Here is a 16,145-nt window from a genome sequence, read left to right as displayed (position 1 = left end):
GCATGAACCAACCTGTGCAGATGTCGAATCCGGACGCTGAATACCACGCATTGATCGAGGCGGGGGAGCTCACCACTGACGCTGACCAGGCCCGCGCTGTCGCCGCGCTGGAACGGCTGCATCGAGAATTGATCGATTACACGCCATCCGGCAACAGAGAACGAGGTTTGATATCCCGATGGGCTTCGGTGCTTGTTCGTTCGTCAGGCAGCCAAGCCAATGTCCCTAAAGGCGTTTATTTATATGGCGGTGTAGGTCGCGGCAAATCCATGCTGATGGATTTGTTTTATTCGGTTGCTCCGATAGCTGCCAAGCAGCGCATTCATTTTCATGAATTCATGCTGGACATCCATGCCCGGCTCAAGGACTGGCACGACACTGCCGCACTGCAGCGTGAGCAACGTGGTAATGGTGCGCACGGCGATGATCCCATTCCGATCATTGCGAAACAGATCAGCAAGCAAACGACGTTGTTATGTTTCGACGAATTGCAGGTTACGGATATTGCCGATGCGATGGTACTCACCAGGCTCTTCAACGAATTATTCGCGCTCGGCGTGATCCTGGTGGCGACGTCCAACCGTCCGCCGGATGCTCTCTACGAACACGGCCTGAACCGGCACCGTTTTCTGCCTTTCATCGAGCAGATCAAGCAGCGGTTGGAGATTATCCCGCTGCAAGGGCCGGTCGATTATCGCTATAACCGTCTGCGAGGCGCGCAAACCTATTATTTTCCGGTGAATGAAGAAACCACTGCACAATTGTCCGCGACCTTTTTCCGCCTGACGGATCGCAGCATCGCCGACCGCGCTAAAGTGCCGAGCGAAGAATTACACGTCCACGGCCGCACGCTATTCGTGCCCAAGGCCGCGCGCGGCGTCGCGGTGTTTTCGTTCAAACGGCTGTGCGCAAATCCGCTGGGAAGCGCTGATTATCTCGCCATTGCCCGAACTTATCACACCGTGATCATGGTAGCCATTCCGCAGTTCAATCACGACAACAACGATGAAGCCAGGCGCTTCATCAACCTGATCGATGCCTTTTACGAATATCACGTCAAATTCCTCTGCTCGGCCACCGTGCCGCTTCAATCACTGTATGCCGGCGGAGACGTGCAGTTTGAATTTGAACGCACGATTTCGCGCTTGACGGAAATGCAATCGGAAGCTTATTTGGCGCAAGGCCATGGAAAGCGTCTACTGAACGGATAAAACGTCAACCCGGCGCGGTCTTACCCATGCAATTCAACGATCGACCACAAAAATACTCATAGCAGATGCAATTCACAAGGGAATCACAGGCAATCATTTTCAGCCTGCGAGCAACCGTTGCTCATGGCTTTGCGGCAACTCTGGAAAAATCCACGAATTTGCGTATTCTGCAGATACTTCTTACAGCTTATGATTAGGCGATCATGAACATCCTCATCACTGGAGCGACGAGATTCATCGGGCGGCATCTGCTGCATCATCTGCAGCACGACCATCATGCCATCAAGGTACTCAGCCGCAACGGCGCTCGCGCGCGCCACATCCTGTGCGCTACCGGGAATTTACCGCGGCGCTTGGCGAAGCACTCCATCGCCCTGCCCTGCTTCCGGTTCCCGCGATGATGCTGAAATTGGCATTGGGAGAAGCAGCGGCTCTGGCGTTAAATAGTTATCACATCGCGCCAAAACGATTGATTGAGGAATTGAAATTCCAGTTTACCTTTCCGCATCTCAGCGCCGCATTGCAGGATATCGTTGCAAAGTCATGATCCGCATCCGCATTCATTCAGCACCATGACTGCACCGCTTGCGATTTTCTGGTTCCGGCGCGACCTGCGCCTGGAGGACAATGCGGGGCTTTCCCATGCGCTGGCGTCTGGCTCGTCGGTTCTGCCCATTTTCATTTTCGATCCGGCGATTTTGACCGGTTTGCCCCCGGACGATGCGCGCGTCACTTTCATTCACGACCAACTGCAGAAATTGCGCGCCACACTCGAAAAACACCATGGCAGTTCAATTGCTCTCTATCAGGGTAAGCCACTGGATATTTTTAAACAGCTCCTGCAGCAATTTCCCGTTCGGGCGGTGTATGCAAACCATGACTACGAACCCGATGCACAAGCCCGGGATGAAGAGGTGCGGCGCTGGCTGCACGCGCGATCAGTGCCATTCAATACCTATAAAGACCATGTCGTATCGGAAAAGGCCGAGATCACCAAGGAGGATGGCCGTCCCTACATGGTGTTCACCCCTTACATGCGTAAATGGAAAACCATGCAGAACCCAGCGACCTGCACCCCTTACCAGACCTTGTCCAAGCTTGCAAATCTGGTCAAGGACCTGGATTTTCCGAATCTTGCCTTATCCGGCCTGGGCTTTGTCCGTTCGTCGATCACGACGCCGGCTTTTCAATTGAATCCGCAATTGTTGCAAGACTATGCGCAACAACGGGATTTCCCGGCACTGTCAGGCACATCCTTGCTAAGTCCGCATCTGCGTTTTGGCACCGTCAGTATCCGGCACATCGCCCGGCTGGCATTCGAGCATAGCGATATCTTCTGCAATGAACTGATCTGGCGGGATTTTTTCAGTCAGATTCTATGGCATTTTCCGCATACCCGGCACAGCAGTTTCAAGCCGCGCTATGATGATATCCAGTGGCGCAACAATGAAGCCGAATTCCAGCGCTGGTGCGAGGGAACGACGGGATATCCGTTAGTTGACGCCGGTATGCGCCAACTCAATGCGACCGGTTGGATGCACAACCGGGTACGCATGGTCACAGCCAGCTTCTTATGCAAGCATTTGTTGATCGATTGGCGTTGGGGAGAAGCGTATTTTGCCAAGAAGTTATTGGACTACGACATGGCTAGCAACGTCGGCAATTGGCAATGGGCGGCCGGTTGCGGTGTCGACGCTGCGCCCTATTTCAGAATTTTCAATCCAACCGTGCAGGTTCAGAAATTCGACAAGAATTTGCATTACATCCATACCTGGATCACTGAGTGGAACAGCCTCACTTATGCGGCTCCCATCATTGATCATGCCTATGCCCGCGAGCGTTGCCTGAAAGCATACCGGCAAGCGGTCGGTTGATGAGCATCAACCTATCGATGCTCATAGGCATTAAGACATACATCACTCGCCATGGATCATGCGCTAAGTTCATCTGATCGATTCTTCAGTATGGCGAGAACATGCACAGCTAGAATTTGAGGGTTGCCATCGTATAGCCATAATTGGTATCGGCCATACCCGGGCTTTGCGGCACTTTTTCAAAGAAATCGCCCTTGAAGATATGGCTATAGCCAATATCGAAGCTGACGCGTTTCAAGAAACTCCACTGCGGATCCCAACCGATGCTGACATCCAGCATATTACCCAGGAAACTGCCTGCGCGCCCCGTCGGATCCTGCAAACCGCTGCCGACATAAGCGCCATGTTTATTGGCCAGCCAATAGGCCCGATGTGACATCATCAGCCTGACGGTGGGCGTAGGGATGAAGGTTGCACGAAAGCCCACAGGCGAAAACAGATTGGATGGGAAAAATGGACCGAACATACCGGTGGGACCATATTCGACCCGGCGTTTCGCGTACAGAATATCGAAATTCTTATTTGGATCGCGGTCGCCGGAAGAATAATCGAACAGATAAATCAACCGGAAAGGCATCGCCGTCTTGAATGAATAGCCTACTTCTCCATGATGCCGATGCGCGAAAACACTGGTGTCCTGAGTATCGCCAAATTGATACATCGATTCGATTTCATAATCCATTTTCCCTGCGGTTGGCTTGGCAAATAACCTGAAGCCTGTCGTCGACAGATTTCGTTTTCTGAGCTTATTTCCTTCATTCAACTGAAAGAAATAGGCATCGACATTTGCCCAGGGCAAATGCCGGCTGGTGACTTGCGCGCCAGAAAAATAAGTTTCCGGCGTATTCCAATCCAGGTGCGTCGGTTCCCGGTTGACGGGCCGGGTGCCAAATACCCGAAGCCCCCATTTTTCCTTGTCATTGCCAACGGTTAATTGCATCCCATCAAACGTGGGCGTAAATGGCCCCCACCGATGACCACCGATCAAGCGTGCTTCGCCGAAATCCATCACCAGCCGCCCGACTTCGAATTTTGCAGCATAACCCGTTCCCAACAAATCTTTCGTGATCAAATCAAGATGCAGTTGCGTGAAATCAAAGTGGTTGGCAAATGCGGGTGAATGATCTTGGCCGAAATTCGCGAGCGGCGCGCGGATATCGGTGATTTCGAGGGTAAAACGCAGCGGATCGATGATTTTCTGAATTTCCATTAGAAACCGCGTTCTTTGGTGGATCTGATCATTAAAACCCGGAATAGTCCGGGTAAATCCATTGTCGAACACGTCATAACGAGTACGATGCTCAACCGCCAGATTGAGCCAATCCGGCGCCAGTGCGGCAAGCGGCGTTTTATGGTTTTCCATCAATCCGGTCAACCGATCGAAGTCGAAGCGGGTATGCCCAACCGTTTCCTGCGCACTGAACGACTCACCGTTTGTACCATTGGCACCATTTGTCCCATTAGCTGCGGTGTTATTGTTCAGGAGGATGATCGATTTCTGCGATGGGTCGGGTGGAATTTTCTGAGCCGGCGGGGTTTTTTCAGCTTCAGCAGCAAAGAGGTGAGGACTCCATAGGAAACACCCAATAATGAAAAATACTGTCCAACAGGTAATTTGAATTTGCTTCCATGTCATTTTATTCTCCTTTCAGTACTATTCTTCACATTTAAAAAATCAACACAGTGGATCGACAGTTGCTCAAATTCTATTTGTGAATGAAGGTCAGAAAAATCCGTGCGAATACCTAAGCGCAAACCCCTAGTGACTTCAGGGTACTGCCGGGCACTACCCGGTTCCTGGCAACTTCTCGAGAATCACAGAAAGGAATTTCTCTCTTCAAGGTGACCGGTGAGAGAGTGCAGAGGGAAGCAAAAATGCACTGTGCCGCAACCTTCATTTCTTAATTTCTGTCAGGCAGCACCCAGTTATGGGATCAATAGGCAATGAGCTGGCAAAACCAACTCCCGGCCTGAATCAGCCGAGAGTTGCCAGAGATCGACGAATGACATCGTCGAGAGGAGGTAAGGAAAACTTCGAAAACCACTGCGCCGCATGCGCAGCGCTGTCAGAAGCTCAAAGGATCGTCAATAAGACACGGCCGGACCTGTCACCCATTCACAATCGGAGACGAGGCACATGCCGCCGAATCGTTTCAACTCGGGTTGCAGGATTTTGACAATTTTTTCCGCCTGGGTTTCTTCGCAGGCCACCACGATGACCGCATTCGGTTCCCGCAGAATATAATCTTCAGGATTGCGTTCCCCGGTTGAACCCAGCCCACCGGCTTCTTTAATAACAGTGTAACCACGCACCTGGGCATCTTTGAACATTTTGATGACATGTTCGAGCGATTCCCCGGTGACGACAACGTCTATTCGCTTCATTCTGAGTAACATTCCTGGTTCTAGCGCCATGATTCTCTCCAAAAGTTAAATTGATTCAGTTCAATATCAAAACAGTCATTCATCATTGATTTAGGGCGACCTGCGCTACCGTACCCCATGGATAATAAGTTTCATGCAAATACTGCGCTGCCGCATAATAGCTGGGAATACCGACCACCACATTGAACGGGAAAGTAACGCCGAGCGACAAGGTCAGATAAAACGACGGATTGGCTTCCGGAACCGCCAGCCGCATTGCGGGGGGAACCGCAATATAGGAGCAGCTCGCGGCCAACACAGTCACCAGCGTGATGCCTCCTACGGAATAACCCAGCAGGAAATGACCCACGAACAAACCGACTGCCGCACCAATCAAGGGCATGGCAATGCCAAAGCTGACCAGGAAAACACCCACCGACTTGAATTCAGATAATCTTTTGCCAGCTTCCATCCCCATATCACACAGGAAAATACACAGCGCACCCATGAAAATCAGTTCAAAGAAAGGCTCGATCTTTTTGTAGCTGGGTTCCGAAACCATCCAGCCAATCGCCATTGCACCGAACAACAACAGAATACTACCGTTGGTAAAGGCATCGATGACCAGATGCTTCATCATTCCTTTGTCATTCTTGGCCGCACCGCCCAGAATACGACGGGAATACCCCGCCAGAACCAAGCCGATCATGATCGCCGGAGATTCCATGATCGCCAGCATAATGACGGGATAAGCTTCGTACGTGACGCCCAGACCAGCCAGGAAAGCAACTGCCGTCATGTAAGTACCTGCGCTCACCGAGCCATAATGCGCGGAAATGGCTGCGGCATTGAGTGGATCGATTTTCCCCAACCATCGCAAGATGATATACGCGATGATAGGAAGTCCGCATCCAAATGCAAGCGCAGCCCATACCGCGGGTAGAGCATCCGCCATATTGGATCCGGCAAGTTCCTTGCCGCCATGCAGCCCAATACCGATCAGCAAATAGATCACGATCATTTTGTGCATGTCTGGCGGAAATTTGAGATCCGATTTGATGAGACAAGCAAACATACCCAACGCAAAGAACAATATCGCCGGTACGAGAAGACTGGAGATTGACATAGTGATACTCCTTATACGCAAAATTAAATTAACAAGAAAAACCCGATGGTCATATGCTCATGAAACGCTGTCCTGCCGGACGACATGGCGTTATCCTGTGCATGCCGTCGTACTTCACCTCACTGTGGTTAAGCAAACAAGGAACGTTGAGCTTTAAAGGTTGCTGTGTTTCACGAATTTGAATGACTCGATCCTTTTTGACCGGATCGAGCGTTTCTTCGGGAAATTGCAGACCCAATGAAGCAAATTGCGCCAGGTTGGTGTGCCCCATCAGCATAGGAATCAGTTGTGCGGGTTGCTCGCACGTACGTTCAAGAGACGATTTCTGCTCTGCCGGTCGATTGGCAGAAGCATCGGCTGCCATTAGGCTATTCGGTAGCATAGAAAGAACAATCACAATCAATGCATCAGCGATTAGTCTGTTTTTCATTGCAGTCTCCAGTCGGTTAAACGTTAACTTGACGCCGCGAGAACAAATCCCAGAAAAGATAGTCATTCATGACGATGAGTAACTTTTCTTTTTTCCTGCTCATATATGCTTGACATTCGTGAAGAATTTATGAGCAAGAATGGTTGATTTCTGACCTTTGTGAATGCTACAAGAGAATGACAGGCGCTAATATTAGTGCTAGCACGTAAGGGCAAACACTTATGGATCAATGAGTTTATGGAAATTGCTTACGTTTTGTCGTAAGCTTTACCGGCATCTCAATCCAAGCTCAGAGAAAGGGAGATATTTTGATCGACACACTCAAAAACTTGAGTTTCCAGGCGATATTCGACGCCAGCGCAGACGCGATGATGTTGACCGACGATGCCGGCCGGATCGAAATAGTCAATTCAGCCGCGGAGCAACTGTTCGGTTATACTGCCGACGAGTTGAGCGATCTGACGCTTGAAATGCTGATCGTGCCCCGCTATCGGAAACAGTACCGCTATCAGCAAGAGTTCTTCTTTACCCGGCCGATCAAATGTTCGATGGGAGCGGGCAATGAATTGGTGGCCATGAACCGCAATGGCAGAGAAATGCTGTTGGATATCAGTCTCAGCCCTATCAACATGCCCCACCAGTTACATGTGCTGATCACGTTCAACATCGCCAACCGGCGCCTGGATGCCCAGGAAGCGCTGCGGGCCAGCGAAGAACGTTTGCGATTGGCCAAGCAGGCAGCAGGACTCGGTATTTTCGACTATGACTTCAAACGGAATATCGTGTACTGGGACGAGCAAATGCGCATTCTGTGGGGCAAGCATTCGGAAAAAACCGTTAATTACGAAGAATTCGTAGCGGCCATCCATCCGGAAGATCGTGCCGCCAGACAAACTGCGATCGACAAAGCCATGGATCCAACCACCAATGGCGAATTCAAAGCGGAATACCGCATCGTCGATCCGAACAACGGTCTTGAGCGCTGGATATTTGCGCGCGGCCAAGTGTATTTCGAAGCTGGACAGGCGAATCGGCTGATCGGCGTCACACGCGACATTACCGAGCAGAAAGATTTTCAGAAAAAGCAATACAAGCAGCGCAAGGAAGCGGAAATCATGATCAAGCAGCAGGTTGCGGAACGAACGGCTTCCGCGATCGCGCATGAACTCAATCAACCGCTGACTGCGATTTCGGCGTACGGCGAAGTGGTATTGCAAGCCCTGAACAATGATGTTCTCAATTCGGACAATTTGAAAAATGCGCTGCAAGGTTGTGTGGAACAAGCGCAGCGCGCAGGCCGAAGCCTGCATGAATTGCTCGCCTTCCTGCAGAAGGGTGAACTGATCACCGAGCAGATCAATCTCAATGACCTGATTCATGATGCGTTGAATAATATGTATACCGACGATGACCGGTGGTTCGACCTGGTGTTGCATCTGAAACAGCACTTGCCGCCTGTACAGTGCAATCGCATTCAGGTGCAGAAAGTCCTGGTCAACCTATTTCGCAATGCCGTCGAGGCAATGTCAGGATCGGACGCTCCCACGTTAACGATCACCACCACCCGGCATATCATGGCAGGAAAAAAAATGGCGGTGGTCGTCGTGCAAGATAACGGGCCGGGCGTGGATCGCGCAATCGCCAAGCGCATCTTCGAGCCTTTTTTCACGACCAAAACCACCGGCATCGGCATGGGTCTCGATATCAGCCGCGCTCTAATCGAAGCCAATGGCGGCCAGCTTTGGATTGATCCGGACGCAGGCCAGGGCGCAAAATTTCATTTTTCGTTACCGTTTGCACCATGAAAAGTCGCGAACCCATCGTTTATATCGTCGATGACGACGCTGCCGTGCGCGATTCGCTCACACTGATGATCGAACAGGCGCAGATTCGCGTTCGCGCCTTTGAAAACGCCAGAGCTTTCCTGGACGCTTACCGGCCGGATTTTTTCGGTTGCATCCTGATCGATGTCAAAATGCCCGATATGGATGGATTGCAACTGCAAGAAGAATTATCGCAGCGCAATATCGTATTGCCGGTGATTTTTCTGACCGGGCATGGCGATATTCCAATGAGCGTGAGGGCGATGAAGGCTGGCGCGGTTGATTTCCTCACCAAGCCGGTGATCCGGGAGAAGCTTTTGATCTGCGTGCGAGCTGCTTTCATCGAAGCGGAAAAACGGGTTGAGGATCTGGTCTACAACCAGGATGCCATTGCCTGCCTGGCCAAACTGACCGAGCGTGAGCGAGAGGTCATGATTCTGGCTGTCGAAGGGCGTTCCAATAAGGAAATTGCCTCCTACCTGGGCATCAGTTACCGCACCGTCGAAATCCACAAATCCAAGATCATGCTCAAAACCGGCGCCAGTAATTTACTCGACCTCGCCCGTATCGTCCGCGCGGCAAACTGAGAGGGAGACTAGGTGTTCTTTGCACTTCTTGCCCCTTCTGGTCATCGCGAACACTCCGAAAATCTTTAGGCATCTCCCCTCATCCAGCACGAAACATGCAGTGCTAACGCTTCGCGCGCCGGGCGATTTTTCCGATCAACACAAAAAATAGCGGCACGAAGAAAATAGCCAGAAAAGTCGCCGCCAGCATTCCTCCGAACACACCGGTTCCGATTGAATTACGGCTGGCCGCGCCTGCGCCGGTCGCCATCACGAGTGGTAAAACCCCCAGAATGAAGGCCATCGATGTCATGATGATGGGCCGAAAGCGCAACCGCGCAGCATCCAACGCCGCATCAACCAGCGGCATACCGGCGCTGACCCGTTGGTTGGCAAACTCGACAATCAGAATCGCATTCTTGGCTGCCAACCCGATCAATGTCACCAATCCGATCTGAAAATAAATATCATTGGTCATTTCGCGGAGCCAAATCGCCACGAATGCGCCCAGAATACCGAAGGGGATTGCAAGAATCACCGCAAACGGAATAGACCAGCTCTCATACAACGCCGCCAGCACCAAAAAAACCATCAACAGCGCAAAGGCGAAAACAAAGATCGATTGTCCGCTGGCCTTGCGCTCCTGCAACGAAATTCCGCTCCAATCGATGGAATATCCGCGCGGCGTCAAGACTTCGTCAGCCACTTGCTGCAGCGCTTCGAGCGCTTGGCCGGAGCTATATCCGGGTGCGGCACTTCCCAATACCAACGCCGAATTGTAGCCATTGAAATGCGTCACTGGATCAGGGCCGCTGTTGAATTCGGTGGTAACCACAGAATTCAACGGAATCATGGTCTGAGTCTCACCAGATCTTGCACGGACATAAATTTTGCTGATGTCGTCCGGATTCGATCGGTATTCCGGTAGTGCTTCGGTCTGGACTCGATAGATACGACCAAATTTAACGAAATCATTGATATACATATTGCCAAAATACGCCTGCATTGTGTCGAACACCTCGGAAATCGGTACGCCCAGGGCTTTGGCTCGCTCCCGGTCGACCTTCGCATAGAGCCTGGGCGCACTGAGCCGGAAATTGGTCGCAGCCACCGCAATCGCCGGATGCTCCGTCGCTTTAGAAATGAATTCCTGCGCTACCGCGGCGAATGCCGCAAAGTCACCGCCACTCGGATCCTGCAATTGCGCCGAGAACCCGCCGGTCGATCCCAACCCGCTGATCGATGGCGCATTGAAAGCCAGAATCAACGCTTCCGGTATTTTCGCGAATTCCTGAAAAGCAGCGCCGATCAAACCAGGCACTTGCTGGGCAGGATCCGGGCGCTCATCCCAGTGATGCAATGGAATGAACATGGTGGCCTGGTTGGTTCCACGCGTGCTAAACACAAAATTTTGACCCGCCATGGCATCCGTTGAATGCACTGCTGGAATGGACTGAAAATAACTTTCGATTTTTTTCAGGACCTCGATGGTCCGTGGCATCGAAGCGCCATCGGGCAACTGCACCACGGTAATGAAATAGCCTTGATCCTCTTCCGGCAGAAAACTGCCGGGAATCATCCTGAACAGACCGGCAATGGCTACGAGCAGGCAGGCAAAAATAGCCAGCGCAAATATCGATCGCTTGATCACGATGCCGACCGTGCCGACATAGCGGGCTTGCGTCCAATCGAACCAGCGGTTGAATAATTTCCAGAACCCACGGGGTGCGCCATGTCCCGGCTTCAGAATCAGAGCGCACAAGGCTGGACTCAGCGTCAATGCGACAAAGCCGGAAATCGCCACCGACAAAGCAATGGTAATCGCAAACTGCTTATACAATTCCCCGGTAATGCCGCCCAGAAAAGCAACCGGCACAAACACCGCGGCCAGTACCAATACGATCGCAATCACCGGTCCGGTCACTTCGCTCATCGCTTTCTTGGCCGCATCGACCGGCGCCAAGCCGTCTTGCGTCATGTGGCGCTCGACATTCTCGACCACCACGATGGCATCGTCCACGACAATACCGATCGCCAGCACCATGCCGAACAGCGTCAGCGTGTTGATCGAAAATCCCAATGCATCCATACCGGCAAGCGTTCCGATCAGCGAAATCGGCACAGCAATGGCAGGAATCAGCGTTGCGCGCCAACTTTGCAGAAACAGGAAAACCACCAGAATGACCAGCAGCATCGCCTCACCGAGCGTCTTGACCACTTCACGGATCGACACATCGATGAAGGTCGTCGTATCGTACGGAATATCAAAAGAAACCCCGGCGGGAAACGTTCTTGAGAGCGTATCCATTTCCTGGCGGACTTGCCGGACAGTCTCGAGCGCATTGGCGCCGGGAGCCAGAAATGTCAACAAGAAAGTGTTCGGTTTGCCGTTCCATCGCCCTTGCAAGTCATACGATTGCGCCCCCAATTCGACGCGAGCGACATCGCGCATGCGCACCATCGCGCCATCCGGATACGCACGGATGATCATGTCCTCGAATTCCTTCACTTCGCTCATGCGGCCATGAGTAATGACCGGAATGGTCAATTCGGTACCCTTCGGCGTCGGTTCGCGGCCGATCCGGCCGGCTGGGAAATCACGGTTCTGCTCGCGCACGACCGCGGCAATCTCGCTCGGTGTGACATTCAATTGCGCCATGCGCACCGGATCGAGAATTAACCGCATCGAATAATTCTGCCCGCCGAAAATGATTGCATCGCCGACGCCGGGTAATCGCTTGACATTATCCAAGATACGCAATAGTGCGTAATTTGACAGGAAAACCGTATCATGCTTGGGATCGGTCGAGCTCAACGCCACCACCGCCAATAAATCCGGCGATGTCTTTTTGACGGTAATACCCTGGCGAACAACCTCGTCCGGCAGTTGCGGTTCGGCCAGCCGTTGCCGGTTCTGCGTCTGCACTTGCGCGATGTCCACATCGGTTCCGATCTCGAACGTCAGCTTCATCGTCATATGGCCGTCGTTGGTGCTGGTGGATTCGTAGTACAGCAGGTTGTCGATGCCGGGCAATTGCACTTCGATCGGGCGCGCCACGGCTTCCGCCACAACCTCTGCACTCGCACCGGGATAATCGGCGTCGATCTGCACCATCGGCGGCGTGATTTGCGGGAATTGCGCAATCGGTAATTTCTGCAGCGCCACAAGGCCAAGCACCACAATGATCATCGAAAGCACTGACGCAAAAATCGGCCGGTCGATAAAGAAATGCGAGGTCATGGCTGGCTTTGCACCGTAGGTTTTTCAGAATGTGACGGCGCTGCGGCAACAGCCCGGACTTCCGCGCCCGGCAGGATGCGGAAGAACCCTTCCACGACGACTCTGTCGCCCGGACGCAACCCCTCTTCGATCAGCCAATCCTTGCTCCGCCATGCACTGGCGCGGATAGGGCGTAACTCGGCTTTCTCCTCCTGATTGATGACATACACGAACGATCCACTCGGGCCCTGTTGCACGGCACGCTGCGGAATCAGGATGGCATCGGTGCGGACATAACCTTTGATGCGAATTTTGACAAACTGGCCGGGATAAAAATACGAATGCCCCGGCGCCAAATTGCCCTCGGGATTCGGAAACACAAACCGCCCCTGCAGGGTGCCGGTTTCCGGGCGTAACGCCACGTCGGCAAAATCCAGCACACCTTCCTCCGGATACACACTGCCATCCGAAAAAGTCATCATACCCCTCAACTGGAAAATATCCGGCCGTTGCACCTTCTGTTCCGCCAATTCGCGGCGGCGGCGCAGCAGGTAGCTTTCGGGAACGCTGACATTGACGTACATCGGATCGAGTTGATCGATCGTAGCCAGCAACGCAGTTTGCGCCGAAATCAACCGCCCTTCATAAAAATGACTACGGCCGATACGGCCCTTCACGGGCGCTGTGATAACGGTATTATCCAGGTCAAATTTCGCCTTGATCACATCATTCTGCGCCGCCTCGAGCATGGCTTTGGCGCCGAGGAACTCAGCCTGCGCATCATCGACATCCTTTTTACTGACTGCCTGCTGTTCCAGTAACGGTTTGACGCGCGACAAATCGAGTTTTGCCTGAGTGAGGCGCGCCTGGGCCTGCGCGACCCTGGCTTTGGTGCTCAAATAAACGGCATTGAACGGTACCGGATCGATCAAATAAAGCCGGTCGCCCTTTTTGACGTTGCGACCTTCGGTAAAATACACTTTCTTGATGATACCGCTGACTTGCGAGCGAATCTCAACCGGACGGAATGCTTCGGTCTGGCCGATGAACTCCGGTTCATCCTGGATCGCTTGGGTAGCCACCGTGATGACGTCCACTTGCGGTAACGGCGGTGCGGCTTGCTCGGACCCCTTATCCGCACAACCGCCAAGCATGACAACAACCATTACCACACAGAAGGCAGCCGCGCATCGGCTCATATGTCCGGTAGGACGTCCTAAAAAATGTGCCCTAGTCATCATTCAGCCTGCAGATTCCGCTGAGAATACGCAACATTCAAAGCATTAGCATCCATGTCGATCCACCCACGCAACATAGCGATCCATCCAGTTCTGCAAAAAGTTCTTGCTGGCCGGTCCAATATTGCCATTGTCATCGAACAACCCTTCTTTGACCTGGATGAATGCTTCGGGCTGACCCAGCGTCGGCACATCCAGATACGCCAGTACATTGCGCAAATGCTGCTGAGCCATTGCCGTTCCGCTCGCGCCGATCGAGACACCCAGAATACCGGCAGGTTTACCCGCCCAAACGCTTTGACCGTACGGTCTCGAGGCATGATCGATCGCGTTCTTGAGCACACCTGGGATGGAGCGATTGTATTCCGGAGTCACAAACAACAAGCCGTTCGATTTCAGGATTTCCGCCTTGAAACGTTTCACCGGTTCGGTCTGGTTGGTATCGTCATCCTGGTTATAAAGAGGCAGATCATCGATCGGAATCAGCTTAAATGAAAATTCGGCCGGAGCCAGTTTCACGATGGCATCGGCAAGTTTCCGGTTGAACGAATCCTTGCGAAGACTTCCAATGATCGTCGCAATCTTATAATGACTCACAATATTCTCCTGTACGAATTATGTTCGTATATGCTGTTATCGTTAAAGGAATCTGAAAAACTACTGCGCTCTTTCGGCCAATTTCGCCATGCCTGCTGACCATCGCTCGTTACCTGCTACAATCGTCTCGTTGTATATGGCCATCACGATGCCCAGCCTCCACCCAGTGCTTTATACAGCTGAATGATCGACACCAGATGAAAGCGGCGCATCGCCGTCAATGAAAACTCCGCATCGAACAGCGTGCGTTTCGCGAGCAGAACATCGACATAACTGGTAATTCCACCGCGGTAGCGAAGATCGGCGACATGCAGCGCCGAATGCAATGCATCAACCTGTTGCTGCTGCGCCTTGAGTTGTTCATTGGCGGTATGAATGGCGATCAGTGCATCGTCCACTTCCTTGAATGCCACCAATATCGTCTGTTCATACTGCGCCAGCGCCTGCCGGGCCTGTGCCTCCGCCGCCCGCTGTTCAAATCCCAGGCTTTGCGCGTTCAGCAATGGCCCAGCCAACCCAAGCCCGCCCACGCCGAATTCACTGCCGGACAACAGCAGATTCGATAGCGCCGGACTGGCGACACCGAGAAAACCGGTCAATGATAATTTCGGAAACCGCGCAGCCTTAGCCATGCCGATGCGCGCGGTCGCCGCTGCCAGCGCTTGCTCGGCTTGCAGGATATCCGGGCGGCGTTGCAACAGTTCGGACGGCAAACCCGCCGGCACTTCCACCATGTTCAATTGTTCCGTGAGCAACCGTCCGCGCACAATGGCAGTCGGATTCTTGCCCACTAGAACGCTCAATTCGTTTTCCTTCTGTGTCACTTGCCGTTGCAGCTCAGCAACACGGGCAGACGCATTGGCGCGCTCGGCTTCGAACTGATCCAGATCCAAACGCGAAATGATCCCAGCCTGCAACTGCGCGCGCGAAATACGCACCGATTCTTCCCATGAGGACAGAGCACGATGCGCAATATCGAGCTGAAAATCAAACTGCAAGAGATCGAAATACGACTGCGCCACAGCGCTGATCAGCGTCAGAATGACCGCCCGCCGGTTTTCTTCCTGCGCCATCAGGTCAGCCCTTGCGGCTTCAGTAGAGCGGCGAATCCTGCCCCAGATATCGATTTCCCAGTTCAATGTGGTTTGGCCGAAATAATTAAAGGGGGTTGCGAAGCCGGGGCGCAGAAACCCGCCCAGTGTGCCAAATGCCGGCGCATTGGCACTGATGTCCATGTTTGGAGCAAAATCCATCCAGGCCGTGCGTGAGCGCGCTTGAAATTCTTCCACGCTGGCGACTGCTTGCTTGAGATTCTTGTTTTCGACGAGCGCCTGGGTAATCAGCCGTTGCAATTCTTCATCCTGGAACAGCGCCCACCACGGCAGATTAGCAATCGAGTCTCCCTCGGCTTCACTGACAACGCGGAACTTCTCGGCGGTTTCGATCTGTGGCCGAACAAAATCCGGACCCATCGCACAACCTGCGGCCAAAGAAATCAGCAATAGACCCGCCAAGCGCAGGCGGAGAATGGGTAAGACCGGGCACAGAGCGTTGATGCCAGTAACCGTTTGTTTCCATGAAAGCACCAGCCAAGCACAAAAGATCGGGCTGCGTTTCAAACGCCCAGCCACAGAAATCCAGCTTATCCATCGTACCCAATGAGAAAAAATCGACGCTGGCATTACGCCCTATCCTT

14 protein-coding genes are annotated in these 16,145 nt (G+C 52.7%); 5 read left to right on the top strand and 9 right to left on the bottom strand.

What is annotated here, in order from left to right; all coding sequences use genetic code 11:
- Nucleotides 1-2 precede the first annotated feature (2 nt).
- Entirely contained in the window at nt 3-1,211 is a 1,209-nt protein-coding gene (zapE, locus tag ABF87_RS05105; RefSeq protein ID WP_205012659.1) for a cell division protein ZapE, read from the top strand.
- 83 nt (nt 1,212-1,294) lie between these two features.
- Here the strand turns inward: zapE and ABF87_RS14955 are convergent, their stop codons facing one another.
- A complete protein-coding gene (locus ABF87_RS14955) occupies nt 1,295-1,531 on the bottom strand; it encodes a hypothetical protein (protein ID WP_160828055.1) in 237 nt (78 codons plus the stop codon).
- A 5-nt stretch (nt 1,532-1,536) separates the two neighbouring features.
- Here ABF87_RS14955 and ABF87_RS14655 point away from each other — a divergent pair, with 5 nt between their 5' ends.
- Nucleotides 1,537-1,758 (top strand): DUF1731 domain-containing protein, encoded by a 222-nt coding sequence (locus tag ABF87_RS14655; protein ID WP_345789879.1) that lies wholly within the window; start codon nt 1,537-1,539, stop codon nt 1,756-1,758.
- Complete coding sequence (locus ABF87_RS05090) at nt 1,745-3,085, top strand: deoxyribodipyrimidine photo-lyase (RefSeq protein ID WP_240143525.1); 1,341 nt, start codon at nt 1,745-1,747, stop codon at nt 3,083-3,085. The genes ABF87_RS14655 and ABF87_RS05090 overlap by 14 nt, the downstream gene beginning before the upstream one ends.
- 109 nt (nt 3,086-3,194) lie before the next feature.
- Here the strand turns inward: ABF87_RS05090 and ABF87_RS05085 are convergent, their stop codons facing one another.
- From ABF87_RS05085 to ABF87_RS05070, 4 genes are all read right to left on the bottom strand, one after another.
- Nucleotides 3,195-4,721, bottom strand: coding sequence for an alginate export family protein (locus ABF87_RS05085; RefSeq protein ID WP_160828053.1), 1,527 nt, complete (start codon nt 4,719-4,721; stop codon nt 3,195-3,197).
- A gap of 449 nt (nt 4,722-5,170) precedes the next feature.
- A complete protein-coding gene (locus ABF87_RS05080) occupies nt 5,171-5,500 on the bottom strand; it encodes a transcriptional regulator (protein WP_240143524.1) in 330 nt (109 codons plus the stop codon).
- A gap of 52 nt (nt 5,501-5,552) precedes the next feature.
- Complete coding sequence (locus ABF87_RS05075; RefSeq protein WP_160828051.1) at nt 5,553-6,575, bottom strand: sodium-dependent bicarbonate transport family permease; 1,023 nt, start codon at nt 6,573-6,575, stop codon at nt 5,553-5,555.
- 49 nt (nt 6,576-6,624) lie between these two features.
- Nucleotides 6,625-7,005, bottom strand: coding sequence for a hypothetical protein (locus tag ABF87_RS05070; protein WP_160828050.1), 381 nt, complete (start codon nt 7,003-7,005; stop codon nt 6,625-6,627).
- A 308-nt stretch (nt 7,006-7,313) separates the two neighbouring features.
- Between ABF87_RS05070 and ABF87_RS05065 the strand changes: the two genes are divergently transcribed.
- Both ABF87_RS05065 and ABF87_RS05060 read left to right on the top strand, forming a co-directional pair.
- On the top strand, nt 7,314-8,810 hold the full coding sequence (locus ABF87_RS05065; protein ID WP_164503157.1) for a PAS domain S-box protein: 1,497 nt from the start codon (nt 7,314-7,316) through the stop codon (nt 8,808-8,810).
- The gene (locus tag ABF87_RS05060) at nt 8,807-9,415 is read left to right on the top strand and encodes a response regulator (protein ID WP_160828049.1); all 609 of its coding nucleotides are present in this window, start codon (nt 8,807-8,809) and stop codon (nt 9,413-9,415) included. The genes ABF87_RS05065 and ABF87_RS05060 overlap by 4 nt, the downstream gene beginning before the upstream one ends.
- A 103-nt stretch (nt 9,416-9,518) precedes the next feature.
- Here ABF87_RS05060 and ABF87_RS05055 read toward each other — a convergent pair whose 3' ends face one another.
- The 4 genes from ABF87_RS05055 to ABF87_RS05040 form a co-directional block, all read right to left on the bottom strand.
- Entirely contained in the window at nt 9,519-12,635 is a 3,117-nt protein-coding gene (locus ABF87_RS05055) for a multidrug efflux RND transporter permease subunit (protein WP_160828048.1), read from the bottom strand.
- Nucleotides 12,632-13,813, bottom strand: coding sequence for an efflux RND transporter periplasmic adaptor subunit (locus tag ABF87_RS05050; RefSeq protein ID WP_164503161.1), 1,182 nt, complete (start codon nt 13,811-13,813; stop codon nt 12,632-12,634). The genes ABF87_RS05055 and ABF87_RS05050 overlap by 4 nt, the downstream gene beginning before the upstream one ends.
- An 84-nt stretch (nt 13,814-13,897) precedes the next feature.
- A complete protein-coding gene (locus ABF87_RS05045; protein WP_160828046.1) occupies nt 13,898-14,449 on the bottom strand; it encodes an NADPH-dependent FMN reductase in 552 nt (183 codons plus the stop codon).
- Between the two features lie 143 nt (nt 14,450-14,592).
- A complete protein-coding gene (locus tag ABF87_RS05040) occupies nt 14,593-16,131 on the bottom strand; it encodes an efflux transporter outer membrane subunit (protein WP_160828045.1) in 1,539 nt (512 codons plus the stop codon).
- Nucleotides 16,132-16,145: the final 14 nt, after the last annotated feature.

This window comes from Nitrosomonas sp. JL21, assembly GCF_009833095.1.
Taxonomy (GTDB): domain Bacteria; phylum Pseudomonadota; class Gammaproteobacteria; order Burkholderiales; family Nitrosomonadaceae; genus Nitrosomonas.
Note: the sequence above shows the minus strand (reverse complement) of the source record. Positions and strands in the feature narration are given on the sequence as shown.

What these genes read in the sequence shown, in the direction of transcription:
- zapE (WP_205012659.1), top strand. Translation starts at nt 3, where the DNA reads ATGAACCAACCTGTGCAGATGTCGAATCCGGACGCTGAATACCACGCA.
- ABF87_RS05085 (WP_160828053.1), bottom strand. Translation starts at nt 4,721, where the DNA reads ATGACATGGAAGCAAATTCAAATTACCTGTTGGACAGTATTTTTCATT.
- ABF87_RS05080 (WP_240143524.1), bottom strand. Translation starts at nt 5,500, where the DNA reads ATGGCGCTAGAACCAGGAATGTTACTCAGAATGAAGCGAATAGACGTT.
- ABF87_RS05075 (WP_160828051.1), bottom strand. Translation starts at nt 6,575, where the DNA reads ATGTCAATCTCCAGTCTTCTCGTACCGGCGATATTGTTCTTTGCGTTG.
- ABF87_RS05070 (WP_160828050.1), bottom strand. Translation starts at nt 7,005, where the DNA reads ATGAAAAACAGACTAATCGCTGATGCATTGATTGTGATTGTTCTTTCT.
- ABF87_RS05060 (WP_160828049.1), top strand. Translation starts at nt 8,807, where the DNA reads ATGAAAAGTCGCGAACCCATCGTTTATATCGTCGATGACGACGCTGCC.
- ABF87_RS05055 (WP_160828048.1), bottom strand. Translation starts at nt 12,635, where the DNA reads ATGACCTCGCATTTCTTTATCGACCGGCCGATTTTTGCGTCAGTGCTT.
- ABF87_RS05050 (WP_164503161.1), bottom strand. Translation starts at nt 13,813, where the DNA reads ATGAGCCGATGCGCGGCTGCCTTCTGTGTGGTAATGGTTGTTGTCATG.
- ABF87_RS05040 (WP_160828045.1), bottom strand. Translation starts at nt 16,131, where the DNA reads ATGCCAGCGTCGATTTTTTCTCATTGGGTACGATGGATAAGCTGGATT.